The sequence below is a fragment of the Alloacidobacterium dinghuense genome (genome assembly GCF_014274465.1).
Taxonomy (GTDB): Bacteria; Acidobacteriota; Terriglobia; order Terriglobales; family Acidobacteriaceae; genus Alloacidobacterium; species Alloacidobacterium dinghuense.
This window is the reverse complement of the sequence record NZ_CP060394.1, coordinates 2,405,869-2,429,233: the sequence shown is the minus strand read 5'-3', so window position 1 is coordinate 2,429,233 and position 23,365 is coordinate 2,405,869. Positions and strand designations below refer to the sequence as shown.

General features: G+C 57.9%; 25 protein-coding genes. 20 read left to right on the top strand and 5 right to left on the bottom strand.

What is annotated here, in order from left to right; all coding sequences use genetic code 11:
* Nucleotides 1–4: 4 nt before the first annotated feature.
* Nucleotides 5–340, bottom strand: coding sequence for a PadR family transcriptional regulator (locus H7849_RS09910; RefSeq protein WP_251106803.1), 336 nt, complete (start codon nt 338–340; stop codon nt 5–7).
* Nucleotides 341–390: 50 nt separating this feature from the next.
* Between H7849_RS09910 and H7849_RS09905 the strand changes: the two genes are divergently transcribed.
* On the top strand, nt 391–1,170 hold the full coding sequence (locus tag H7849_RS09905) for a class I SAM-dependent methyltransferase (protein ID WP_222439787.1): 780 nt from the start codon (nt 391–393) through the stop codon (nt 1,168–1,170).
* 1 nt (nt 1,171) lies between these two features.
* Here the strand turns inward: H7849_RS09905 and H7849_RS09900 are convergent, their stop codons facing one another.
* The 3 genes from H7849_RS09900 to H7849_RS09890 all read right to left on the bottom strand — a co-directional run bounded on the left by H7849_RS09900 (nt 1,172) and on the right by H7849_RS09890 (nt 4,541).
* Nucleotides 1,172–2,308 (bottom strand): DmpA family aminopeptidase, encoded by a 1,137-nt coding sequence (locus H7849_RS09900; protein WP_251106722.1) that lies wholly within the window; start codon nt 2,306–2,308, stop codon nt 1,172–1,174.
* Nucleotides 2,309–2,370: 62 nt separating this feature from the next.
* Nucleotides 2,371–4,158: an ATP-binding protein gene (locus H7849_RS09895; RefSeq protein WP_186746138.1), complete on the bottom strand. Its 1,788-nt coding sequence runs from the start codon at nt 4,156–4,158 to the stop codon at nt 2,371–2,373.
* Nucleotides 4,155–4,541: a response regulator gene (locus H7849_RS09890; protein WP_186746136.1), complete on the bottom strand. Its 387-nt coding sequence runs from the start codon at nt 4,539–4,541 to the stop codon at nt 4,155–4,157. The genes H7849_RS09895 and H7849_RS09890 overlap by 4 nt, the downstream gene beginning before the upstream one ends.
* Before the next feature lie 288 nt (nt 4,542–4,829).
* Here H7849_RS09890 and H7849_RS09885 point away from each other — a divergent pair, with 288 nt between their 5' ends.
* From H7849_RS09885 to trxA, 5 genes are all read left to right on the top strand, one after another.
* On the top strand, nt 4,830–5,531 hold the full coding sequence (locus tag H7849_RS09885) for a winged helix-turn-helix domain-containing protein (protein WP_186746135.1): 702 nt from the start codon (nt 4,830–4,832) through the stop codon (nt 5,529–5,531).
* A gap of 57 nt (nt 5,532–5,588) precedes the next feature.
* Nucleotides 5,589–6,995 carry a sensor histidine kinase gene (locus H7849_RS09880; RefSeq protein ID WP_251106721.1) on the top strand — a complete coding sequence of 469 codons (1,407 nt, stop codon included), beginning with the start codon at nt 5,589–5,591 and terminating at the stop codon, nt 6,993–6,995.
* 86 nt (nt 6,996–7,081) lie between these two features.
* A complete protein-coding gene (gene thrC / locus H7849_RS09875) occupies nt 7,082–8,443 on the top strand; it encodes a threonine synthase (RefSeq protein ID WP_186746131.1) in 1,362 nt (453 codons plus the stop codon).
* Complete coding sequence (gene thrB, locus H7849_RS09870) at nt 8,440–9,357, top strand: homoserine kinase (protein ID WP_186746129.1); 918 nt, start codon at nt 8,440–8,442, stop codon at nt 9,355–9,357. Before thrC ends, thrB begins: the two co-directional genes overlap by 4 nt.
* Before the next feature lie 276 nt (nt 9,358–9,633).
* Nucleotides 9,634–9,993, top strand: a complete 360-nt coding sequence (gene trxA, locus H7849_RS09865) for a thioredoxin (protein WP_186746127.1) — start codon at nt 9,634–9,636, stop codon at nt 9,991–9,993.
* A 46-nt stretch (nt 9,994–10,039) separates the two neighbouring features.
* Here trxA and lexA read toward each other — a convergent pair whose 3' ends face one another.
* Nucleotides 10,040–10,645 carry a transcriptional repressor LexA gene (lexA, locus tag H7849_RS09860; RefSeq protein WP_186747378.1) on the bottom strand — a complete coding sequence of 202 codons (606 nt, stop codon included), beginning with the start codon at nt 10,643–10,645 and terminating at the stop codon, nt 10,040–10,042.
* Between the two features lie 272 nt (nt 10,646–10,917).
* Here lexA and H7849_RS09855 point away from each other — a divergent pair, with 272 nt between their 5' ends.
* From H7849_RS09855 to H7849_RS09790, 14 genes are all read left to right on the top strand, one after another.
* A complete protein-coding gene (locus tag H7849_RS09855; protein WP_186746125.1) occupies nt 10,918–11,589 on the top strand; it encodes a response regulator transcription factor in 672 nt (223 codons plus the stop codon).
* A 30-nt stretch (nt 11,590–11,619) separates the two neighbouring features.
* A complete protein-coding gene (locus H7849_RS09850; RefSeq protein WP_186746123.1) occupies nt 11,620–12,924 on the top strand; it encodes a sigma-54-dependent transcriptional regulator in 1,305 nt (434 codons plus the stop codon).
* A gap of 108 nt (nt 12,925–13,032) precedes the next feature.
* The gene (gene flgB / locus H7849_RS09845; protein ID WP_186746107.1) at nt 13,033–13,425 is read left to right on the top strand and encodes a flagellar basal body rod protein FlgB; all 393 of its coding nucleotides are present in this window, start codon (nt 13,033–13,035) and stop codon (nt 13,423–13,425) included.
* Between the two features lie 27 nt (nt 13,426–13,452).
* A complete protein-coding gene (flgC, locus tag H7849_RS09840; protein ID WP_186746105.1) occupies nt 13,453–13,896 on the top strand; it encodes a flagellar basal body rod protein FlgC in 444 nt (147 codons plus the stop codon).
* A 27-nt stretch (nt 13,897–13,923) separates the two neighbouring features.
* A complete protein-coding gene (gene fliE / locus H7849_RS09835) occupies nt 13,924–14,235 on the top strand; it encodes a flagellar hook-basal body complex protein FliE (protein ID WP_186746103.1) in 312 nt (103 codons plus the stop codon).
* Nucleotides 14,236–14,272: 37 nt separating this feature from the next.
* Nucleotides 14,273–15,889, top strand: coding sequence for a flagellar basal-body MS-ring/collar protein FliF (gene fliF / locus H7849_RS09830; protein WP_186746101.1), 1,617 nt, complete (start codon nt 14,273–14,275; stop codon nt 15,887–15,889).
* Nucleotides 15,890–15,901: 12 nt separating this feature from the next.
* Nucleotides 15,902–16,984, top strand: coding sequence for a flagellar motor switch protein FliG (gene fliG, locus H7849_RS09825; protein ID WP_186746099.1), 1,083 nt, complete (start codon nt 15,902–15,904; stop codon nt 16,982–16,984).
* A gap of 24 nt (nt 16,985–17,008) precedes the next feature.
* A complete protein-coding gene (locus tag H7849_RS09820) occupies nt 17,009–17,758 on the top strand; it encodes a FliH/SctL family protein (protein ID WP_186746097.1) in 750 nt (249 codons plus the stop codon).
* Between the two features lie 4 nt (nt 17,759–17,762).
* Nucleotides 17,763–19,073 carry a FliI/YscN family ATPase gene (locus H7849_RS09815; RefSeq protein WP_186746095.1) on the top strand — a complete coding sequence of 437 codons (1,311 nt, stop codon included), beginning with the start codon at nt 17,763–17,765 and terminating at the stop codon, nt 19,071–19,073.
* Between the two features lie 3 nt (nt 19,074–19,076).
* Nucleotides 19,077–19,526 (top strand): hypothetical protein, encoded by a 450-nt coding sequence (locus H7849_RS09810; protein WP_186746093.1) that lies wholly within the window; start codon nt 19,077–19,079, stop codon nt 19,524–19,526.
* A 69-nt stretch (nt 19,527–19,595) separates the two neighbouring features.
* Entirely contained in the window at nt 19,596–21,116 is a 1,521-nt protein-coding gene (fliK, locus tag H7849_RS09805) for a flagellar hook-length control protein FliK (protein ID WP_186746091.1), read from the top strand.
* A 24-nt stretch (nt 21,117–21,140) separates the two neighbouring features.
* Nucleotides 21,141–21,647 carry a flagellar hook assembly protein FlgD gene (locus tag H7849_RS09800; RefSeq protein WP_251106719.1) on the top strand — a complete coding sequence of 169 codons (507 nt, stop codon included), beginning with the start codon at nt 21,141–21,143 and terminating at the stop codon, nt 21,645–21,647.
* A gap of 26 nt (nt 21,648–21,673) precedes the next feature.
* Nucleotides 21,674–22,906 carry a flagellar hook protein FlgE gene (locus tag H7849_RS09795; protein WP_186746090.1) on the top strand — a complete coding sequence of 411 codons (1,233 nt, stop codon included), beginning with the start codon at nt 21,674–21,676 and terminating at the stop codon, nt 22,904–22,906.
* 107 nt (nt 22,907–23,013) lie between these two features.
* Nucleotides 23,014–23,364 (top strand): FliM/FliN family flagellar motor C-terminal domain-containing protein, encoded by a 351-nt coding sequence (locus H7849_RS09790; RefSeq protein WP_186746088.1) that lies wholly within the window; start codon nt 23,014–23,016, stop codon nt 23,362–23,364.
* Nucleotide 23,365 lies beyond the last annotated feature (1 nt).

The window sequence follows — 23,365 nt, the reverse complement described above, 5'->3', positions numbered from 1 at the left end:
TCTCCTATGCGGTACGCAATATGGCCTGGATTGCGTCAGTGACGCGGTCGTAGTTCGATATCTCCGCCTGCAGTTGCTTGCGCCCGGCCACGGTCAGGCGATAGAAGCGGACCTTACGGTTTGTCTCCGAGATGCCCCACTCCGCCGTGACCCAGCCTTTTAGCAGCATCTTCTGCAGCGCCGGGTAGAGAGATCCCTCTTCAACGGCCAGCACCTCGCTTGAAAGGACGTGGATTCGTTGAGCAATCGCATATCCATGAAGCGAGCCGGACTGCAGCACACGCAGAATGAGGAGGGTGAGCGCGCCGGGAGGCATATCGGATTTAGGCATAAGAGGCATAGGCATAGATTGCCTATGCCTCTTATGGTTGTCAAGAAACTACTGTAAAAATGTTTTCGCCTACAATGTTCACCATGACGGAACAAACCTGGAATGCTACGCAGTATGCGCTCAATGGGCGCTTCGTCGCCGACCTTGCGGGAGGGGTGATCGATCTGCTCGACCCGAGACCTGGGGAGCAGATTCTTGATCTTGGCTGCGGCGATGGCGCGCTAACCAAGAAGATTGCGGCTTCCGGGGCAAAGGTAAAAGGCGTAGACAGTTCCGAGAGTATGGTGGCAGCAGCGCGAGCAGCCGGCATGGACGCGAAAGGGATGGACGCTGACGCGCTCGATTTTGACCACGAATTCGACGCTGTCTTCTCGAATGCGGCGCTGCATTGGATGCGCAATCAGGATACGGTTCTTGCCGGGGTGCATCGCGCTCTCAAGCCTGGTGGCCGCTTTGTAGCCGAGATGGGTGGGCACGGCAACATTGCCGCGATTCAGGTCGCATTGCGGGCAGTGTTTTCAAAGCACGGAATCGATGCCATCGAGGCAGAGCAGAATTACTTTCCTACTCCAGCGGCTTACGAATCGCGCCTGCGCCATCACGGTTTCGATGTGCACTACATTGAGTTGATGCCGCGACCTACGCCGCTTCCCCAGGGTGGCATGCGCGGCTGGCTTGAGACCTTTCGCCGCGGCTTGTTCGAGCGTCTGCGGGACGCTGAAAGGGAAGAGGCCATTCAGGAGACAGTGCAGTTGCTGAAGCCGGTGCTCTGCGATGATCTCGGCAAGTGGACCGCCGACTATGTGCGTCTGCGCTTTCTAGCCGTCTCACTCTCGTGACTCACCGCCCATATTTTTTGAGGACTTCCTGCAACTTGTCGTGAGGCAGGCCTGGTACCGTGTGGCTATCGATACCGGTCATGGTCTTCGCGCCGACCATTGCATTCACGATGGCTTCCTCGGTCGCTTCGACCGTTGCATTGAAGAGCGGACTGATCCGCTCATTCGCAACCGTTTGCACCGTATTGGGACCGGGCTCATCGTTGGCATGTGGGTTTGCCGTTGAGAAGGCGAGAAAGATATCGCCGGAACCATTGCCTGAGGTCGAACCGGTGCGGGCAAGCCCCATGGTTGCCCGGCGCGCAAGCCGCTTCAACTGCGTTGGAATCAGCGGCGCGTCGGTGGCGACGACGATGATGATCGATCCACGGTCGCCTTGCTGGGCTCCGGCCTCGTCATCCTTGAACATGGAGTAAGGGATACCTTCGGTGATTTCCTTACCAACCGGCACACCGGCAATTGTCAGCTGGGGACGGCGTCCGCAATTGCACTGCACCAGCACCCCGACGGTGTAGGCACCGTCATCTTTCTTTAACACACGAGAAGCCGTGCCGATGCCCCCTTTGAAGCCATAGCAGATCATTCCCGTTCCGCCTCCGACTGCGCCTTCCGGCACAGCGCCGCCTTGCGCTCCATCAAGGGCGGAAAAGACGTGCTCGGGTTTTACGTGAAAGCCGTTGATGTCGTTGAGCCATCCGTCCCAAGTCTCGGCGACAACCGGGAGAGACCAATCCTGATGAAACATCGGGTGCTTGAGGGACCACGCAATGATGGCATCGCGCACAACGCCGACGCTGTGCGTGTTGGTGATCGCGACTGGTCCTTCCAGAAATCCCGACTCTTCTACCCAGGTCGTTCCGGTCATTTCACCGTTGCCATTCTGACTGAACCATCCAGCGTAGACAGGATCGGAGTTCGATTTCCCGCGGGGAAACAGCACGGTCACTCCTGTCCGCACCGGTCCTTCCCCAACTTTTAGGGGTCCGTTGCCAGAGATTAGTGTGGTGTGGCCAACCTCTATGCCGCGCACGTCCGTAATGGCATCGAGCGGACCGGCGGCGCCATCGAAGGGCACGCCAAGATCACGGGCGCGTTGCGCCTCACCTGTCATGGCTGACAAGGCTAACAGAATTGCCAAGCATTTTTGCATGGGTGAAACGCTACAGCAGGTGGCCGATCTTTACTATCAAAACTTCGGTGCTAGCTGATATGCAACGTGGAACGCGAGGAAGGCGTGGCCAATGTGCGAGCAGGCAGGTAAACGCGCACGGTGGCGCCGCGCATATCTCCATCGATGGTGTTTTCAACGCGAATGGTTCCACCGTGCTTTTGCACAATTCCCATGCTTACCCATAAACCCAGACCTGTGCCTTGGTCGCCCTTTGTGGTGAAGAAGGGCTGGAAAATCTTCTGCGATGCCTGATTGCTGATTCCGGGGCCGCTGTCGAGAATTTCGATCACGACTCCAGCGCCACGGAGTTCTTCGGCAGGCGCGCCGCGCATTCGAATCAGAATGCGGCCCTTGGAGCCGGCGGCATCGACAGCATTCGCGATGAGATTCGCGAAAACCTGACGCAGCTCAGCGGGGAAGCCTTCAACGGCAAAGCCACTGTCGAAATCGCGCTGCACGGTAATGCCTTGATTGTCGAGCCGGCGCTGCAGTAACAGAAGAACGCCCTCGAGCAACTCCTTGAGATCCACAACAATCGGGGCATTTGGTTCCCGATAAAGGTTCAGCATGGTGCGACTGATCTGCATGGTGCGCTTCAGTTCCTGCTGCGCCATTTCGAGGTACTCCGAACGCTTGGCCGGATCGTTCTCCCGCTCAAGCAAGTAGTGAAGATTTGCTACCGAGTCGAGCGGATTGTGAATTTCATGCGCGATGCTTGCGGCCAGGCGTCCCGCGACAGCGAGCTTTTCATTCGCGATCAGCGCGGCCTCGGTGCGTTTCTGGTCGGTGACATCGCGGAAGACCAGTACAATGCCGATCATCGTGCCGTCCTTGTCGCGGATCGGCGCGGCGCTATCATCAATCACGTATTCGGAGCCATCGCGCGAGATCAGGGCAGTGTGGTTTGCGAGGCCAATCACCGCATTCTGCCGACGCACCTTTTCGACAGGACTCTCAGCCTCTTCACGAGTGAACTCGTTGACGATGTGAAACACCTGCTGGAGTGGCTTGCCTCTGGCTTCTCCCATTTGCCATCCGGTAAGTTCTTCGGCGACAGAATTCATGAACTCGACGCCGCTGTCTGCACCGCAGGCAATGACTGCGTCCCCGATCGAGCGCAGGGTGGTGTGCAGCCATTCCCGGCTCTCGTAGAGTTCGGTGGAACGCTTCTGCAGGCTGTCCAGAGAGTCCTGGTAAGCCCGGGAAACCTTTTTCAGGCGTGTCATGGAAAAAATGCTCAAAGCGAGCCCAACGACAAAGGCGCCGACAATAACGATGGTGACTTCACGACGTTCGAGAAGGATTGTCTTTTCCAGCCGTTGCTTGCGCAACCGGTCCTCGGCCTCGCTCATCGTTCTTGTCGCCTGCCGAACGGCGCTCATAAGATCACGCCCGCGATAGGCAAGACCTTTGTCGGCCGCGGGGGCTGGCGAAGCTATCACAGTCTGCGCAAAGCTCAGCCAGACCAAGTACGCATCATGGATGCCGACGAGGTTCCCAATCTGTTGGGGATTGTCACTGATGAGCTGCCGAAGAGAGGTAAACTGGGCATCGATATGAGAGTTGCGTAAATCGAAGGCCTGGAGCATGGCCCGGTCTTCGGTAAGCTCGTAACCACGCAGGACGGTCTGCTGGTCGATGATTCGCCTTTCCAACTCAGCGACCTGCGCACTTACGAGGTCGCTGTGGTCGAGCCAAATCTGGGCATGCTCGGTGGTCGTCGCCTGCCAGAGCAGGACTCCCGCTAATGCAGCGAGCGCGAGAAGCGGAACATAAAAAGCTTGTTTTAGAACTCTCTGGAAGTCCCGAAAATTCACCGATTGCTCCTCACAGAGGAATGAGATGCATCGATGAGCAATTGCAGCCTGCTGATCAAGGATTCGGGGCCTTCACCTTTTGGGAGGGTTGCATCGACGAGTTCGATTGTCTCCTGGGGCAGGTCAACGCATGCCGAATGCAACAAGATCGGGACCGTGGGCTTGATGGTGCGCATGGCCGCAGCGACCCGGCCTCCATCCATCCCCGGCATGATGTAATCGAGTAGTACGGCATGGATTGTGTGGTCTTCGAAGATTACGAGGGCCGATTTGCCGTCCAGAGCGGTCAAAACTTTAAAGCCAGCCATCTCGAGGAGCGCTCGTCTGATCTGAAGGCCCAGGGCCTCGTCATCGACGCATAGAACGGTATATGGGGTGGTCATTGTTTTGGCTATATCGACTAATGTTTCGTTCTTTTCGCAGGATCCGGAATTCTCCCGGGGTGGCAGAAATCCAATGAAATCAATAGTGGATTATAGTGTGCAGAGGATAGCAGCGCAAAGCATTGATTTAGCGGTCTATCCCCCCAAATCTGACCCCTTGGCGCTACTTAGTCTGTCTGAGTGTGAATTAACACAACGTTTGCATTCTCTTTGCCGTGATGGGATAGCCTGTAATCGAAAATTAGCGTTCCATTCACATTACTGGACGCCTGCGAGGGAAGAACCGGCTTGAGCCAGACCGTATTCGTGCTTGAAGACGACACAGACATTTCGCGCCTGGTGCAGCATCATCTGGAAGCAGCAGGTTTTGCCGCCCGCATTTATGCAAATCCCGCCAACGTACTGACCGACGCCGAGCGTCAGCCTCCTGCTCTTTTTCTTCTCGACATTATGGTTCCGGGGGGAGACGGGCTTGACGTCTGCCGCCGGCTGCGCAGCCATCCTGCGTTGAGCGCTGTTCCAATCATTTTCCTTACCGCCCGCGCCGGCGAAAACGACCGCGTTCTTGGACTCGAACTCGGCGCCGACGATTACATCACCAAGCCCTTCGCTCCCCGCGAGCTTCTGGCTCGCGTTAAGGCCGTGCTGCGTCGCTTCGAGCGTCCCGCTACGCCATCTGTCATCAGCTTTGAAGAGGTGGTGATTGATGCCAGTGCGATGCAACTGAAGGTGCGCGGCGAACTTACAACCACCACAGCTACGGAATTTCGCCTGCTCGATTACCTCGCCCGGCATCCCGGGCGCGTTTTCAGCCGCGATCACCTGCTGGATGCGGTGTGGGGCGATGCCCGCTTCGTTACCCCCCGTTCGGTGGACGTATATGTGCGGCGCATCCGTGAGAAAATCGAATCGGACCCGGAAAATCCGCGATATCTGAAGACGGTGCGTGGCGCCGGATACCGTTTTGAGGTTCCGCGGCCCGTGCAGTGATTCCGGCGCAATGATCAGGGACCAGATTTGACAGGCAGGGTCTTCAGCAAGCTACTTGTGTCGTTTGTCCTGGTGCTGTTGGTCGGAACAGCAATCCTCGACTTTTCCTTGCGTCCAATTTTCGAACATGCCATGCGCGACCAGACTCATGCTACGCGTGATCTGGTGTTCGGGTCGGTTCTCGCGTTGGCCGCGGCCACCTTATTGGCGGCATTTTTTGCGCGTCGCGTTGCGGAGCGATATGACCGCATCGTGCTCTTCGCCAACAGGATCGCCGCGGGTGATCTTTCAGCGCGTCTTGAAGAAGACAGTCTTGGCGAGCTCTCGGAAGTGGCTCACGCGCTCGACGCAACGGCAAGCCGCCTTGAACAAAGCTTTCACGCGCTTGAGGCCAGCCGTCGCGAACTGACGGCGTTGCTCGATAGCATGCAAGAAGCCGTTGTTGCCGTGAACGCTCAGGGACAGGTGATCTGGTCAAATGCCGTTATGCAACGTATCTGTTCTACGGCTGTACGGGAAGGCCGGCTGCTCGTCGAACTGTTGCGCGATCCGGATGTCCTGTCATGTGTCGAAGGCGCTCTGAGCCAGCGTGAAAACTTCAACGGCAAGGCCTTCAGCGTTGCGCCCGGACGAATCTTTGAGGTAAACGCCGCGCCGACGCCTGGAGGCGGAGCCGTTGCCGTGCTGCACGATGTCACCAGCGTAGAGCGGGCAGAAAAGACGCGTCGCGACTTCATCGCCAATGTTTCGCATGAGCTGCGCACACCGTTGACGTCGATTTCCGGATATGTGGAGACCTTGCTTGAAGGAAACGAGCAAGTGTCTCCGCAGGCGCGGGAGTTCCTCGCGATTATCCTCAAAAACGCCACGCGCATGAACCGTTTGACCGAGGACCTGCTGGCGCTGGCAAATGTGGAATCCGGGGACTACAAGCTGAAGCTTCAATCCATGCGTGCGTCGGCAATCGTAGAGGATGCGATCGACTCCCTTACCGGCATGGTGCTTGATTCCGATGTGACGCTCGAAGCCGCCGAAACGACCGACGCACTGGTTCTGGCTGATGCGGACTCGCTCAACCAGGTCTTCGGCAACTTGATCGAGAATGCGATGAAGTATGGGAAATCCGGCAAGCGTGTGTTGGTCGGCGCCAAGCTGCTTGATAGAAAGCATGAAGACCAACAGATGGTTGAGTTCTTTGTGCGTGACTTCGGTCCCGGCATTCCTTCCGAACACCTGGATCGGATCTTCGAGCGCTTCTACCGCGTAGACAAGGCACGCTCACGTGAGTCCGGTGGCACGGGACTTGGCCTCGCCATTGTGAAGCACATCGTAATGGCGCATGGCGGAAGCATTCGTGCCGAGAGTGAACTTGGCGCAGGCGTCAAATTCCTGTTCACGCTGCCCTGCGCTCCGGAAAAGAAGCTCGCATCAGTTGAACCTTTGCCGCAAGCAGTCGTCGACTAGTCTTCCTCAATCCGGAAATCAGCGGAAGCGCCTTTGCTCTGTTGGTGTCGTGTCAACGAAGCTTAGATGCTAGGCTAACAGTATTCATGGAAAATTCTGGCCACCTATTGCGCTGCACCGGTTGTGCGCGTGTGATCGAACAGCGTGAGTTGAAAGAGAACTTTCGCTGCCCTGAGTGCGGCGACCTGTATGAAGTGGTCTATCCTTCGTGGAGCGCCGGCATGGCCGAGATTCGCAAGCCGAATGCGAGTGCCATGCGCTGGCTGTGGAAAGAACGCTGCTGCTCCAATACCGAAGCCGATCAGAGTGGCGTCTGGCGCTTTCGAGAGATGTTGCACATTCTCGACGACGAGGCGAATATCGTCTCACTGCGGGAAGGCAACACGCCGCTTTATGAACTGCGGAGAGTCGCGGAGTCAACTGGTATCGAGCATGTTTTTGCCAAGCACCAGGGAATGAACCCGACCGGCTCATTCAAAGACGCCGGTATGACGACAGCCCTTTCGGTGGCACATGAGCTGGGTTTCGACTGGGTCGCGTGCGCTTCAACCGGGAACACCTCGGCTGCGATGTCCGCTTACGCGGCGCGAGCTGGCATGCGGAGTCTGGTGCTGATTCCGCAAGGAAAGATTGCGTGGGGCAAGCTATCGCAGGCCATGGATTATGGCGCTCTGACTCTTCAATTGCGTACCGATTTTGATGGCTGCGTGCGCGTGTTGAACGAAGTGGTAAAGCGTGCGCCGGTATATCTGCTGAATTCTGTGAATCCATATCGGCTCGAAGGGCAGAAGACGCCTGCACTTGAGATCGCTGAGACGTTCGATTGGGAGGTTCCAGACCATCTCATCGTTCCCGGGGGAAATCTCGCCAACAGCTCGGCTCTAGGCAAGGCCTTTCTGGAAATGAAGCATCTCGGGCTCGTGACGAAACTGCCAAAGATTTCAGTGATCCAGGCGGAAGGCGCGAATCCTCTGTATCGCAGCCTGCTATCGAATTCCGGTGAGACGTTGGAGCCTGTTGAAGCGCATACGCGCGCATCGGCGATTCGGATCGGCAATCCTGCATCGTGGAAAAAAGCTGTACGCGTGATTCAACAGACGGGTGGCTATTGCGAGCAGGTGAGCGAAGCAGAAATCGCGCTGGCAAAGGCTGAAATCGGTGCTGAGGGCATCGGTTGCGAGCCGGCTTCGGCGGTGACACTGGCGGGACTTAAGAAGCTGATCCAGCAGGGCAAAGTGCAATCAAACGAGAAAGTCGTTCTGCTGCTTACCGGTCACACATTGAAAGATTCGGATTACACGATTGCCTATCATCGCGGCGACCTGTTGAAGGAAGGCGAGATCAAGGATCTGCGCCCTGAGATCGAGCTTACGCGGCGCAATGCGGTAGAGCTTGAGGCATCAGCAGACGAAGTGCTCAGGGAACTCGAAAGGGTTGCTGTTCGATGAGCAAGGACCGGCTCTATTTGCGCCTGCCCGCGACCTCGGCCAATCTGGGACCTGGATTCGACGCGCTCGCTCTCGCGCTGACTTTGTATCTTGATATCGAAGCTGCTCCGGCGAGGCACTATTCCATACATGCCAGCGGTCGCAACGCGGATATCTGCGGGGCAACGGATCGCAATCTGTTATTGCACACGTACAAGATCGTGCTGCAGCAACAGCGCGTTTCCGAAGTTCCCCTGGAGCTTGAAGTATGCAACGGAATTCCGCTGGGCATGGGTTGCGGATCTTCGGCTGCAACGCGGTTGGCGGGCGTTGCTCTGGCATCGCATTTCGGTCGGCTCGGGTGGGACCGAGGGCGGATCCTGACGGAGGCGTCACGCTTAGAAGGGCATCCGGACAACACCGCGGCCTGCTGGCTCGGCGGCTTTACCGTTGCCTGCTGGCGCGGAAACGAAGTGGAGGCGATTTCGCTGACGCCCCGCGCCCTGTGGCAGGCGCTCGTAGTGATGCCACAAAAACCGCTGGCGACCGTTCTTTCCCGGAAAGTGGTGCCGGAGAGCTTCAGCCGGGCGGATGTCGTTGCCAACCTGCAGCGTGTGGCTCTGCTAACAGCCGCGTTTGCCACGGGGCATGGAGAACTGCTCGGCACGGCCGTGGAAGACAGGCTGCATCAACCCTATCGGGTGGAAGTTTGTCCCCTGCTGAAGAAACTCCTTCCCCTTTCGGGACAGGGCGAGATCCTGAGCGTGACGCTGAGCGGAGCAGGACCATCCGTGCTATTGCTCTTGCAGCCCGGCGTTGGTATCGATGCCACAAAGGAAATTGTGCGGAAACACACCGAGGACGAGCCGATCGAGATTCTCGAGTGCGGACTTCAGCTGAATCCAGCGCTGTGCCGAATTGAATCACATAGGTAAACTCATGATTCAAGGTTACTTTTGCATTACCTAAGTTTTCTTTACACAGAGTGCGCAAACGATTAATTTCGCACCGTGGGCAGTTCTGGGGGAGGGCTGCTCTAGCGCCCGTGACTCACAAAGCGTGAGTCCGGGCGCTTTAGTTTTTGGCGCCAAATTGCCTTTTCCGCACCACTGGGGTGGGATGGCGCTGTTGCGACCTTTGCGCACCGGTTATCATCTAATGAACTGGTTTCGCGGACTCAGAGAGTCGGAACAAGGTAACGAAGGAGGAGCATGGCAGGTCTGGCGGTAGTAGAGGTAAATGATGCGAGTTTTGAGCAGGAGGTTCTTCAGTCAGATCAGCCTGTTCTGGTTGATTTCTGGGCGGCATGGTGCGGACCGTGTAAGGCGTTGTCCCCGATCGTTGATGAGGTCGCTTCAGAGTATAGCGGCAAGCTGAAAGTGATGAAGATGGACGTGGATCGCAACCAGGCCACGCCGATGCGCTATGGGATTCGTGGAATTCCTGCGCTGCTGCTCTTCAAGGGCGGAAAGGTTGCTGACCAGATTGTTGGATATGTCCCCAAGGACACGATTGCACGCAGCATTGCCCGCGTGATTGAGTCACCCAGCGTTGCCCGCGTGAATGAGTAAGGAGACTTGTTTCTGAAGACGGCCCGGCGATTGCCGGGCTTTTTACTTATGCGTACTTTCTGATGACACCCAGGGCACGGCCCTGAATGGCAACCTGCGCAGCCGGCACGAAGATCGGGTCCATTTCAAGGTTTGAAGGCTGCAGGCGGATCATCGAGCCTTCTATGTAGTAGCGCTTTAATGTGGTCTCCGCACCGTTCACCAGTGCTACGACTATCTCGCCTTCGCGGGCGGAACGCGTTCTTTCCACGAGCACATAATCTCCGTCAAGAATGTGCTCGTCGCGCATGGAGTCGCCGCGCACCTGAAGCACAAATACATCCCGATTACCGATGATGTCGGTAAGGGAAATGGTTTCGGGATTTTCCGAAGCTTCAACCGGAAAACCGGCGGCAATTCTGCCCATGAGCGGCAAACGCTCACTGGTCCTGGTTTTGCTGCGAGCCGGCATGACATCGATCGAGCGGCTGCGATTATGCGCGCGTTGCAGCAGTCCTTTGTTCTGGAGGTTCGTAATGTGCTTATGTACCGTGGCCAATGATTTGAGGTCGAGTCCACGTGCGATCTCTTCAAAGGAAGGGGAGTAGCCGTTGCGTTGTACAAAGCCGGAGATGAAGTCCAGCACCTCTTTTTGCCGTCGAGTCACCGCCATAACGGCATTGTAGCGAATAAAAAGCGAATCATTGCAAGATTTTTTCAACGCACCGAGAGAAATTTTTCTCGATTGGTACATCTGCGTCTCAGGTTCGATGAAATCCGGCATGCGTCAAGCGCGTTCTGCTTATTTTTGTGCCTGCCTCCCATTTTGAAACCGCGGTGCATCATCATTCTCATTTCAGAACGCACAACGATTTTGCCCTCAAGCTTTGATTGTGTTCCACCCGCGCTCCAGATGACAGTGTGAATACGGCGAGGGAGCCACGCATGCGCTTGTTAATTGCGGAGGACGATCGAGCATTGGGTGCCTTTCTAAAGAAAGGACTGGAGACCGATGGGCATCAGGTGACTCTGGTTGCCGATGGAGAAGCGGCCACCGATATGGTTGTCACCGACACGCCCGACTTGATGATCCTCGATCTGAACCTCCCGCGAAAAGATGGAACAGAGGTCCTCCAATTCACGCGCTCGGTCGACGATGAGCTCCCCATTCTGGTTTTGACAGCGCGAACTGAACTGGCTACAAAGATCCGCTGCCTTGATCTTGGAGCCGACGATTGCATGCTGAAGCCGTTTTCGCTGCAGGAACTGCGGGCCCGCTGCCGGGCTCTGATTCGCCGCAAACGAGAGGCCGGGCTGGTGCTGCGTTACAGAGATCTGGAAGTGAATCGTGTGGATCGCACGGTGAAGCGCGCCGGAGAGTCGGTGCAGCTGACGAACAAGGAATTTGCCTTGTTGGAGTGCCTTCTGCTGGGGCGAGGGCGGTCAATCTCGCGCGGAGATTTGTTGCAGCGCGTATGGGAGATGAATCCAACGGCGAGTACCAATGTGGTGGATGTGTACGTGAACTATCTGCGCCGCAAGTTGAAAGACACGGGCGCTGAGCCCTTGATCAAGACGGTGCGCGGACAGGGATATTCGATCGGCGCACGCGCCTGATATCGGCATAAACCAGAGAGGGAAACAGGAATGGCGACATTTACTCCAGTGATGAAACGGGAATCGGCAACCTCAGCGCGAACGGCGGTGATTGCCAGCGCGGATCTTTCCTTCCGCCAGCGGGTCAAGGAGACTCTGACCGGATTGCACTGGAGAGTTCGCGAAGCTGCCGGCGGAGCTGAGGCGATCGCGCATCTCGATAGCGCACCCGCCGAAGCCGTCATTCTCGATTCGTGGTTGCCGGATCTTGAGGTACAGGAATTTGTCGCGGAGTTCGAAAAGCTCTATCCCCTTGTCGACTTGATAGCCGTGGATGGCTCGGTTGCAACGAAGACAGCTCGGAGTCCCCGCCGGAATGAGATCCTCTACGCGCTCCGACGTGGCCAGGACGAGGACGGCGCAATCTGGAATAGCGCGCCTGTGATTGAATGGCCTGAAGAAAGTTCAAGAGGCGGGGCAGCAACCGCTGCGCCATCGACGGAAAAAGCGGAGTCAGCTCATCGCGGTGTAGACGCTGCCACGAACGCCGAGATCCCCGCAGGCAGGCGTACGCTTGCAGATCCGTCATGCCGGCTGCCGGAGTTTATCGGGAATCATCCGGCGATGCTTGAGGTGAGCCGCCGCATCCGTCTCGTCGCACAACACCGCACAGCGGTGCTGGTGCAGGGACCGACAGGGACAGGCAAAGAATTAGTGGCACGAGCGCTGCATCGTCTGAGTGCGCGCTCTTCACGTCCTTTCGTTGCCTTGAACTGCGCAGCCATTCCGGAGGCGTTGTTAGAAGCTGAGCTGTTCGGACACACGCGCGGAGCCTTTACTGGTGCTGTACAGGGGCGTGTCGGACGCATTGAGGCAGCGCAAGGCGGAACGTTGTTTCTGGATGAGATCGGCGAGATGCCGCTGCCGCTGCAAGCGAAATTGCTTCGCTTTGTCGAGTGCGGAGAGTTGCAGCGTGTGGGCGACAACGAGCCGGTGCTGGTGGACGTGCGCATTGTGGCGGCAACACACCGCTCACTGGCAAAGCTGGCTGCCGAAGGGACATTTCGCGCCGATTTGTATTACCGGCTTGCTGTCTTTCTCATCCGTACCCCCGACCTGCAGTCGCACAAAGAAGATCTGTCTGTGCTCGTGCAACACTTTCTTGGCGCAATGGCTGAGACGAGCCCGGCGAAGGCAATCACCGCCGCAGCGATGCAGAAACTCGAGGCATACAGCTGGCCTGGAAATGTGCGCGAGCTGGAACACATGCTGGAGCGCGCCTGGATTCTAGCCGAGAGTCGGCCAGAGATCAGTGCTGAGGAGATTGAGTTTGGAGAGCAGGCAGGAGATTTCTAAGAGTTCTCTAATCGAGCGCGCTGCCCGTTGGCCCGTCTTCTGCAGTAGAAAGAAGCGGAATCGTATCTCTGGCCTGAGCATCGGCAGAACTCAGGGAAAGGTGAATGCATGCAAATCTCAACTCCGATGAGTGACGCGCTGGAACGCTATCTCGACTTATCCAGCCAGGAATTGAAGTTGACTGCTCAGAACATGGCGAATATCGACACGCCCGGCTATCGGGCTCAGGGCTTCGACTTTGCCGGGGAGATGAAGCGATCTCTCGGCGAACTGGCTGCAGGCCAGACGAAGAATGGCGTTGCGCGAAAGCCTTTTTCCCTATCTGCTCCGCGAGTGGGGTTGGTGGATGGCCTCGTTGAGCGGCCCGACGGCAACAACGTCTCGATGGATCGGGAAAGTTTGAATATGGCCGAGGCGCAGCTGCAGTTTCGCACCGGAGTCGAATTGCTGAAACGCGAGTCGACACGAGTCATGGATGCGATTCATGCGGACAGCAAGTAGGCAGCGGAGAACAGTCAGGAGAAAGCGATGAACCTGTTCGGGGTAATGGAAGTGAGTGGATCGGCGCTTAAGGCAGAGCGCATCCGTGCCGAAGTGGTTGCGGCAAATATGGCGAACGCAGAGACGACGAGGACCCCGGAGGGCGGCCCTTACAGGCGCCAGCATGTTGTTTTCTCGTCGGCTGCGGCCGAGCCGAATACATTTGCCGGTCAACTGCTGGCGCAGTCCGATTCGCAAATTGGCGGCGTTGAAGTCTCCGCGGTGGTGCAGGACCCGGCCAGCACGCTGCGACGTTTCGATCCATCGCATCCGGATGCGGATAAGGACGGGTATGTGTCGTATCCGGATATCAACCCGTTGACGGAGATGGTTGATCTGATGGGAGCAACGCGGGCGTATGGGCTGAACAGCTCAGCCGTGCAGGCGACGAAGGGAATGATCAATTCGTCGCTCGACATTCTGAAGTCGTAAATACGACATCTTCGGGAGGAAGATTCCATGCAGGCGAATTCTGTAACACAGACGAGCACAATTGCTTCATTGCCGGATTCTTTTGATCTTCAGACGCCTTCGCAGGCGGCCTCGCCTAAGACTCCTTTCGCCGACCTGTTTCAGAATGCGATCCAGAACGTGCAGCAACTGGAGGATAAGGCTTCGACTGCCGTCCAGGGATTGCTCGATGGCAGCGGCGTCGATGTACATACGGCGATGATTGCGACCGGCGATGCGGATGCAGCGTTTGAACTCTCGCTGGCCGTGCGCAATAAAGCGGTAGGCGCTTTTCAGCAGCTGATGGGCCTGCAGTTCTAATCATTCACGAACTGACAAGACAGCGAGACGACGCAGCATGGATGAGAACCAGCAAATGCAACCGGCGCCGCCATCGGGTTTGCCGCATCGGGCAAGCGCGATGATGCAGGGACTGCTCGCCCGACTACGAGGCATGGAAGGACAGCGGCGGCTCTGGCTGCTGGGAGCCGGAGGCCTCGCGCTCCTTTGTTTTCTCGGCATTCTCTGGTTTGCCACGCGCACGGACTGGAAGACGCTCTATGCAGGTCTTGAGCCGTCCGATGCCCGCGAGATCGCGTCGGAGCTGACGGCGGCGAATATTCCCTTCGATGTATCTCCCGATGGGACATCGTTGCGTGTCCCGGCAGCCAATCTCGATAAGGCTCGCCTTGCTACAACGGCCAAGGGCGGACCAAAAAGCGGACGCATGGGATTTGAGCTTTTCGACAAGCCGAACTGGATAGGATCGGAGTTCGACGAAAAGGTAAATTACCAGCGCGCTCTCGAGGGCGAACTGGAGCATACGATCAATACTCTTTCTGAAGTTGAATCTTCGCGGGTTCACCTGGTGATGCCGCACGATTCGCTCTATACCTCGCAACAGCGCGATGCCAAAGCATCGGTGGTCCTGAAATTGAAACGGCGGTCCTTGAGCGACGAACAGGCGGATGCCATTCGCAACCTTGTGGCCAGCGCCGTGGACGATCTGCATCCGGAAGATGTGGCCCTGGTGGATGCAGAAGGGCGGCTGCAACTGGGCCGGCATAATGCCAGCGCAGATGCAGCCGCGCACGAACAGGAGCTGGCAGCCAAGCTGGTCGAGACTCTCGAGCCGGTGGCCGGGGTGGGAAATGTCCGAGCTTCGGTCAATGTGGACTATGACAGCTCCTCTGCCGATGAAGTCGATGAGACCTACGACCCAAGTAATGTGGTGACGCTTTCGATGCAGCGGTCCGACCAGACCTCTGGGGCGCAGTCCGGCCCGACAGGTGTTCCCGGCACGGCGAGCAATGCTCCCAATGTGCAGCCGCCGCTCTTTCCGCAACAGAACCTCGGCACGCAAAATCTGCGCCAGGAGAGCGGTACGTACGGCGCCTCAAAGCGCGTGCGCCATACCGTTCAGGGCACCGGCAAGCTGCGGCGGGTAACGGCGGCGGTGCTGATCAATCATCGAATGCTTGTCAATGGCAAACTGGTGAGTTGGCAATCGCGCACGCCGGAAGAGATGCAGCATCTGACCGAACTGGCGCAGGCGGCAATCGGCTTTGACAGCGCACGCGGGGATACGGTGAGCGTTGAAGACATGGCGTTTGAAGATAACTCAGCGCATCCACCGGCGACCGCCATGGAGCAGTTCCTGGCTGGAGCCGCCCAGTCAGAACCCATGTGGAAGTACAGTGCGCTGGTTGCGGTGTTTCTCTGCCTCGTGTTCTTCGTTCTTCGACCCGCCATGCGGAAGACGGAGCCTCGGCAGAATGCTGCTGTCGGGGCGCCGCTTGCAGAGCCGCAATTGGCTTCAGGCGAGTCGTCTCCTGTTGAAGTGGAAACGGATGACGAAGCGGGTGAACACAGAAAGAAGCGCGCACAGTTGGTGTTTGATGCGGTAGCAGAACACCTGCGTCGGGAACCTGCGCAGACTGCACGTCTTTTGCAAAGCTGGATTCACACGGAGTAAGGAGAGACGACGATGGCGACGACTGCGCCTTTGCCCACAACCACGACGAGTCTCGTGCCGCCTCCGGTAACGGAACGCCGCGCCTCTGAGCGCTCGTTGTCCGGAATCAAGAAGGCTGCGATCCTCGTCGTTGCCGTAGGCGATGAACTGGGCAAAAGGATCCTTCAAAACCTGCCGGATAACGATGTGCAGCGGCTGACCGAAGAAATTGCCGATCTGCGCAATGTTCGGCCCGAGGCGTCTCTGCAGGTAATGGAAGAATTCTTCGAGATGATCGAGACCCAGCGCTACATGATGCATGGCGGTCTCGAATACGCCACCAAGCTGTTGGTGGAATCCTTCGGCAAGCAGCGCGCCGAAGATCTGCTGGCGCTGGTGAAGCGGGCTCAGGAGGCGAGCCAGGGCGATCTGGCAATGCTGCAGAAGGTCGATCCGCAGCAACTGGGCAAGTTTCTTGATGGAGAGCATCCACAGACGGTCGCCCTGGTTCTGGCGCACCTCGATCCAAAGCGTGCATCGCTGGTGCTGAACAGCCTGGGCGAGGATCAGAAGGTCGCTGTAGTGAGGCGGCTGGCAGAGATGCGTCAGTTCTCTCCGGAGATGGCGCAGAAGGTTGCGCTGATTCTCCACAAGCGTCTTGAGACTGTGGGAGACACCAGCCGCAAAGCGTATGCGGGTTTCAAGGCGGTGGCTGATCTGTTGAATCGCCTCGACGCCGAACAGACAAAGAAGATTCTTGAGCAGATTGAAGAGGACGAGCCCGAAGTTGCGCTTAACATTCGCAATCTGATGTTCACCTTTGAAGACCTAGTGACCGTGCCATCAGCAAGCATGCGCGAGTTGGTCAGCGCGATCGATAAGCCGACCCTCGCCATGGCGCTCAAGGGCGCAAGGGAAGACGTGAAGGCGCAGATCTTTCGCGCGATGTCGTCGCGTGCGGTGGAGATGCTCAAGGAAGACATGGAAGTGCTTGGACCGGTGCGCACGCGTGAGGTGACCCTCGCACAACACGAGATTCTCAATCTGGCGCGCAAGCTTGAAGCAGACGGAAAAGTGATTCTGAAGATCGAACAGGGCGATGACCTGCTGGTGTAGTCGCGCCAGCGTATGGAGAGGGAGATGTTGCACAAAGTGGAACCAAAGATTCGGCGGATGGAGTATCGTCTCGCATTCGCGCCAAGCACCTTTCCCAGTGAGGAGTTGGCGGAGCCGGCAGCGGACAACAAGAGTCTAGACAAAGGCCACGACGATTTTGCGCTGTTGACGGCGCGCCTGCAGGAGTTGGAAGAGCAGCTGCGCGAACGCGACGGCGGGTTTCAGCAGAAGCTGGAAGCGGAGATAGCGGCTGCATTCGAGCGTGGACGCCGGGAGGAAGAATCAGACCGGAGTGCGGCTGTCCGGAAGATGGCGAATGCGATGGAGCATGCATTGAGCGAATTCGCATCTGCTCGGGGCGGCTATCTGGCACGGGTGGAGCAGGAGGTCGTGCGGCTGGCCTTAAGCATTGCCACGCGTATTCTGCATCGCGAAGCGCAGATGGATCCGCTTCTGTTGTCGGGAGCAGTTCGTGTTGCGCTGGGACAGCTTTCTGATACCACAGAGGTTCGATTGCGCGTGCCCACGTCGCAACATCAGTTGTGGAGCGAGATGATTCAGCTGATGCCGAATCTGCCGCTGCGCCCTCAGCTTATGGCCGACGATACATTGCAGGCTGGAGAATGCACACTGGAAACGCATCTTGGCAGCGTCGATCTGGGGGTGAAGGCGCAGTTGGCTGAGATCGAGCGCGGCTTTTTTGATCTTCTCGAACACCGTGAGCCCGTGCGGCGCGACGACTTGAAGGCTGTAACCAAGGCGGAAGAAGCCTGAAGGCATGGAGCTGCTGGGCACATACTTCTCGCGTCTCAGGCAGCGCTCAACCTGGCGCTGGCAGGGCCGCGTGCTTGAAGCTGTGGGCCAGACTATAGAATCCTCCGGGCCATTGTGCTCGGTGGGCGAGTGCTGCGAGATTCTGGACGGCAACGGGCAGCCGCATCTGGCCGAGGTGATCGGTTTTCGCGGCAGCAATGTGCTTTCGATGCCGCTTGAAAGTACCGAAGGTATTCGTTTTGGCGATAAGGTGTCTGCGCTTGGCACGCTTCCATATCTTGAGGCCGGTGAAGGATTGACTGGGCGGGTGCTGAACGCATCGGGTCAGCCGATCGACGATGGCCCGAGGCCAGTGACCCGCGTGGCAGTTTCTCTCGATCGCAGCGTGCCCAATCCGTTGGAGCGCGTGCCCATCCGGCAGCCGCTGGGGACGGGCATTCGCGCGATTGACGGCATGCTGACGGTGGGCCGCGGACAGCGCATCGGGATCTTCGGTGGCTCGGGTGTGGGCAAGAGCACGCTGATCGGCATGATGACGCGCAACAGCGAGGCCGACATCATCGTGGTTGGTTTGGTTGGCGAGCGCGGGCGCGAAGTGGGGGAGTTCCTGGAGGACAGCCTGGGCCCGGAGGGACGAAAGCGGTCGGTGGTGTTGGTGTCCACGTCTGACCAGTCGCCATTGCTGCGACTCCGCGCGGCGCTTTCGGCGACAGCAGTTGCGGAATATTTTGCACATCAGGGCAAGCATGTGCTGTTGGTTCTCGATTCACTGACGCGCTTTGCCATGGCTGCGCGAGAGATCGGCCTGGCCGCGGGTGAGCCTCCGACGGCAAAAGGATACACGCCGTCGGTCTTCAGCCGCCTCGCGAGGCTTGTAGAGCGGGCCGGACAGTTTCGCAAGGGAAGCATCACGGCTTTCTACACCGTTCTGATGGAAGGAGACGATCAGCAGGAGCCGATTGTGGATGCAGCGCGATCGTTTCTCGATGGCCATATTTTTCTTTCCCGCGATATGGCCGCAGAGGGCTGGTATCCGCCGATTCAGATTCTCGATTCGGTCAGCCGCCTGATGCCGGCGATTATTAATGAGGAACATAAGACTTCGGCAGCACTGATACGCAGGATGCTGGCGGTGTATGCGAGATCAGAGGATCTGATCCGCATTGGCGCCTATAAGCCGGGAGCAGACAGAGATCTAGATCGCGCGATTCAGTTGCGGTCATGGGTGCGCGAATTTCTGGTTCAACAGGCGCATGAAGATGTTGGCTTCGCGGACGCCTGCAAGGCAATCCAGGCGCTCGCGGCCAGGGTTTGAGAAATGAAATCATCGCTCGACCGATTACTTCGCTTGCGGTCGCTTCTTGAAGATGTCAGTCGCGTCGAATTAGAGGCGCAGCTGCAGGAGATGGCCCAGATTGAGCGCGCTCTTTCGCGTGCACAAACAGCCGGGAGAGCCATGCGCCAGCAAAGCTTTGCCGGTATCTCGGAGGCGCAGCGCACGGACTGGCTGGTGGCTCAGGCTGTCAGTGAATGGGTGACACGGGAACAGAGTCTCTTTGAATCTGCCCGCGAGAGAAAAGAAGTTCAAGTGGATGCGGCGAAGGCAGTGTATCTCAATCGGCGCAAGGAGTGCAGGCAGGTAGCAAACGTGATTGACGCCCGGGCCGTTGAGGCCGCGAAGGAGCAGGTCCGCAGGGAGCAGAGCGAGTTGGATGACTGGTTTGGCCAGCGAAGTCGATCTGTCCGCCGAGGAAATGGGCCAGCATGAGACTTCTCTAACCTCTTCTGCCCCACTTCTGGCAAGCCGTCTGCAATAACCTTCGCAGGAGACTGAACTGTGCAAGTTCCAGCAAGTGCCGCATCCACTACTGGCGTACAAGAATCTTCAGCCAGCGTTTCTGCCGGCCCCTTTGGATCGATGACCGGAGCTGCCTCGCCAAAGAAGGGACAACTTCCGGCGTTTGCCGCCATCCTCGCAGAACAGTCAGGGAGCACGGCCGCCGAAAAAAATACTGAAGTTTTGACAGAGACGGCCGATGCAAAACAGGAAGCCGCACCCTTAGGTCCCGATCTTCTCTTGCGCCCACCGTTTGAGGAATTAAGAGGTGCCGGAGCGCAAGAAGAAGCGCAATTCAGCAATTCTGTGCCGGCAAAGAATGAAGCAAAGGCTGCCCGACACGAAACGGAACCCTCGCCTTCTTCCGCCAACTCACCGAAGAAACAAAATGCTATTGTGGCTGATCTGGCTTTGGCATCGGGCGCGATTGTTCCCGTGCCTCTACCCATCCCGCAAGCGGATCCGATAGCCGGTCCTGAAAAGTGGTCTCCAGCTCTACCTGTGCGACCTTGGACACCCGATTCGGTTCCATTACAGCAGCATGTTTCGAGTGGCCCCGGTTTGCAAAAGGAACCCCGTGAGCAGGCGTCCGTGGCAAGTTTGGACGCGGGTCGGCCTGAAGGGGCGGCGGCTTTGCCGATGGTTGATTCCGCGAAGAATGACTTGGGCGCACTGCCGATTGCGTCTGAGAGACTACAGATCGCGCCACCTTCTGTGACGCCCGAAGCTCTTGCTTCCACTCCAAACAATCTGCCGCATTCGCCTCTCTCGCAGACTCCTGCCGATATTCCACTCATGCCGGTGATCAGCGCGAATATGCCGCTGCACACGGTTTCCGGGCCAGTCGTCGAAGGAGCAGCGCCACAGGTCGCGGGCACTCCTTCGCCGAGGCAGAAGACAGCGGAAAAGCCGTTTGCCGCCGCAGGCCACGGTATCTCCGCTTCCGCTGTGACACAGGGAAGCACGAAAGAGTCAGTGCAGACGCAGGGCGACACTTTGCCCAATGCGATGTCGGCGCGCACTGTCGCCGCCGCTGGCCCTGGTGTTCGATCGGGAACAGCGGCATCCGAAGCCGATCCCTTTCAGCGTCTCGATGCCGTCGAATCCCCGGCGACGCTGCTCCATACGAGTTCGCACCAGATTGCTGTGGGCGTGCATGACCCTGCGCTTGGCTGGGTGGAGGTGCAGACGCAATCTTCCGCCGGGCATGTCAGTGCAACCCTCACCGCAGATTCTACGGAAGCGCACGCGAGTCTCGCCGCACAGGCTCCGTCGATCACGCAATATCTTGCGGACCGCAATGTCCCTGTGCACAGCCTCAATGTGCATACGCAGGGAGACATGCAGAGCGGCGCCTCCGGTGGGGGGCAATCGCAATCTGCGCCTGGAGATGCCCGCCGTGACAATGCAGAGCAGGGAGGCGCGGGGACTGACAAAAAGATCCAGTCGCCATTGAACGACATGAGAAATGAGAACGTGTCGCGAGCCGTAAGCGCTTCGTATATCAGTATCCACGCTTAGGGAGAAGCATAAGGAAAAGGAGAAATGATGCAGCCTTTACATCATCCAATCATGTCGCCGGTCACGGGGTCGCCGATCACCGCGCTCGATAGTTCATCGGGCGCGAGCGGCTCCTCGGGTTCGTCGAGCAGTGACAGTGGCGATACGACGATCACAGCCAACGACTTTCTTAGCCTTCTGGTGGCGGAGATGAAGAACCAGGACCCGACCGCCGACACCGATCCGAATGCCTACATTGACCAGCTGGTGCAGGTGAACAGCCTCCAGCAGTTGATTCAGATCAATCAGGATCTCGGAGGATTGGGTTCCACGTCGAGCTCCGGCTCGGGTTCCGGTTCGGGTTCGAGCGGCACGAAGTCGAGCGCTTCGACGGAGGCGATCAGCGCGGCAAGCCGCCTGGCGACCTCGCTCGCGCCGAAGCATGCCCAACCGGCGGCCGCAGAGGCTGCGCATGTGAATGCGGCGGGGCACGACGCGAATGCTGCTTCGCAGGCGGCGCAGGCTTTCAAGGCTGCAGTTCATCAATCGTAACTTCACAGTAAGGATGCGGAGGAAACATGCCATCGTTTTTCATTCCACTCTCGGGTCTTGAGGCCGACAACACCGCGCTCAACACCATTGCCAATAACCTTTCCAACATGAATACCGTGGCGTACAAGAGCCAGGATGTGCAGTTCAGCGATCTCTTCTACCAGCAGGTGGGAGAGAGCGGCTCCGGCGACCCGGAGCAGGTGGGCGCAGGTTCGCAGGTTGGCGCCATTACGACAGACTTCAGCACGGGTACGGCGAACCCGGCAACAGGCCAGTCGCAGGATGTTGCGTTGAACGGCGATGGTTTCTTTGTCGTGCAGGACGGCAACGTGCAGGAGTACACGCGCGCCGGCGATTTCGTGATTAGTTCGGACGGCCATCTTTTAACCCAGGGCGGGCAACAGGTGATGGGATATCCGTCAGCGAACGGTGTTCCCAACACGAATGCGCCTTTGGTTCCGATCCAGATTCCGGTGGGGCAGGTGGAGCAGCCCCAGGCAACGGCAAACATGTCGATGACTGCGAACCTGGATGCATCGGCGGCAGTGGGCACTTCAGCGCAGGGGCAGATCACGCTGTACGATTCACTCGGCGAAGCGCATTTAGCCACAGTCGACTTTCAGAAGACTGGCACCAACACCTGGAGCTACAACATCTCACTGCCGGCGGGCGATGCGACGGGCAGCAGCGCCAACGCCGTGGGCACGCTGACCTTTGACTCAAGCGGCAATCTCGTCACTCCCGCAGCGAACGTCTCGAACATTCAATTCACGGGAATGTCTGATGGTGCGGCGAATATGAACTTCAACTGGAATCTGTATGACGCGAACAACAAGCCGGTCATCGATCAGGTTGCCGCCGGTTCTGGCGTGGCCACATCGCACCAGGATGGCTATGCGAGCGGACAGTACCAGAGCTTTACCGTGGATTCAAACGGTGTGGTCTCGGCCTCGTACAGCAACAACCAGACACAGGTGGTTGGCCAGCTTGCTGTCGCCAGCATTACCAATGAGCAGGGATTGACCCGTCTGGGAGACAACAACTATCAGACGACGCTTGCTTCTGGCCAGGCGACGGTGGGCACCGCCGGGTCGAATGGCCGCGGCACCATTCAGGACCAGGCCGTCGAAGGCTCGAATGTCGATATCTCGACGCAGTTCTCTGATCTGATCGTGGCACAGCGCGCCTTCGAGGCGAATTCGAAGGCTATTACCACCTTCGATACGGTAACCCAGGAAACCATCAACATGATTCACTAGAAATGAAAGGCCAGGACAGCGACGACAGCTGCTCTGGCCGCATCTTTCTGAGAATCCTCTAATCTTTCTGTCCCATTTCCGGTCATCGATCTGCACCTTCCTCTGGCATGACCCCAGAGCCCCTTGCAACTACTGAATTGAAGGATTCTCAGCAGGCCGTAGCCGAAATCAGCCCGGTCCTCTCTCCGCAACTTCCGGAGGGCGTCGCACCACAGGGATATACCAAGGCCCTGCTCTCTGCGCTCGCGGCCAAACTTCCCCTGCAGCTCGACCTTCGCCTGCCGCTTCCGTCGTTCCGTGTGCAGAACCTTCTCTCTCTGGAAAAAGGCCAGGTGATCGAATCGGCGTGGCCGCACACCGAAGATCTTCCCTTGTGGTCCGGCGGAGTGCACCTGGTGTGGACTGAGTTCGAAGTCGTAGATCAGAAGCTGGCCGTACGCGTAACGCGGCTGGTGTAGG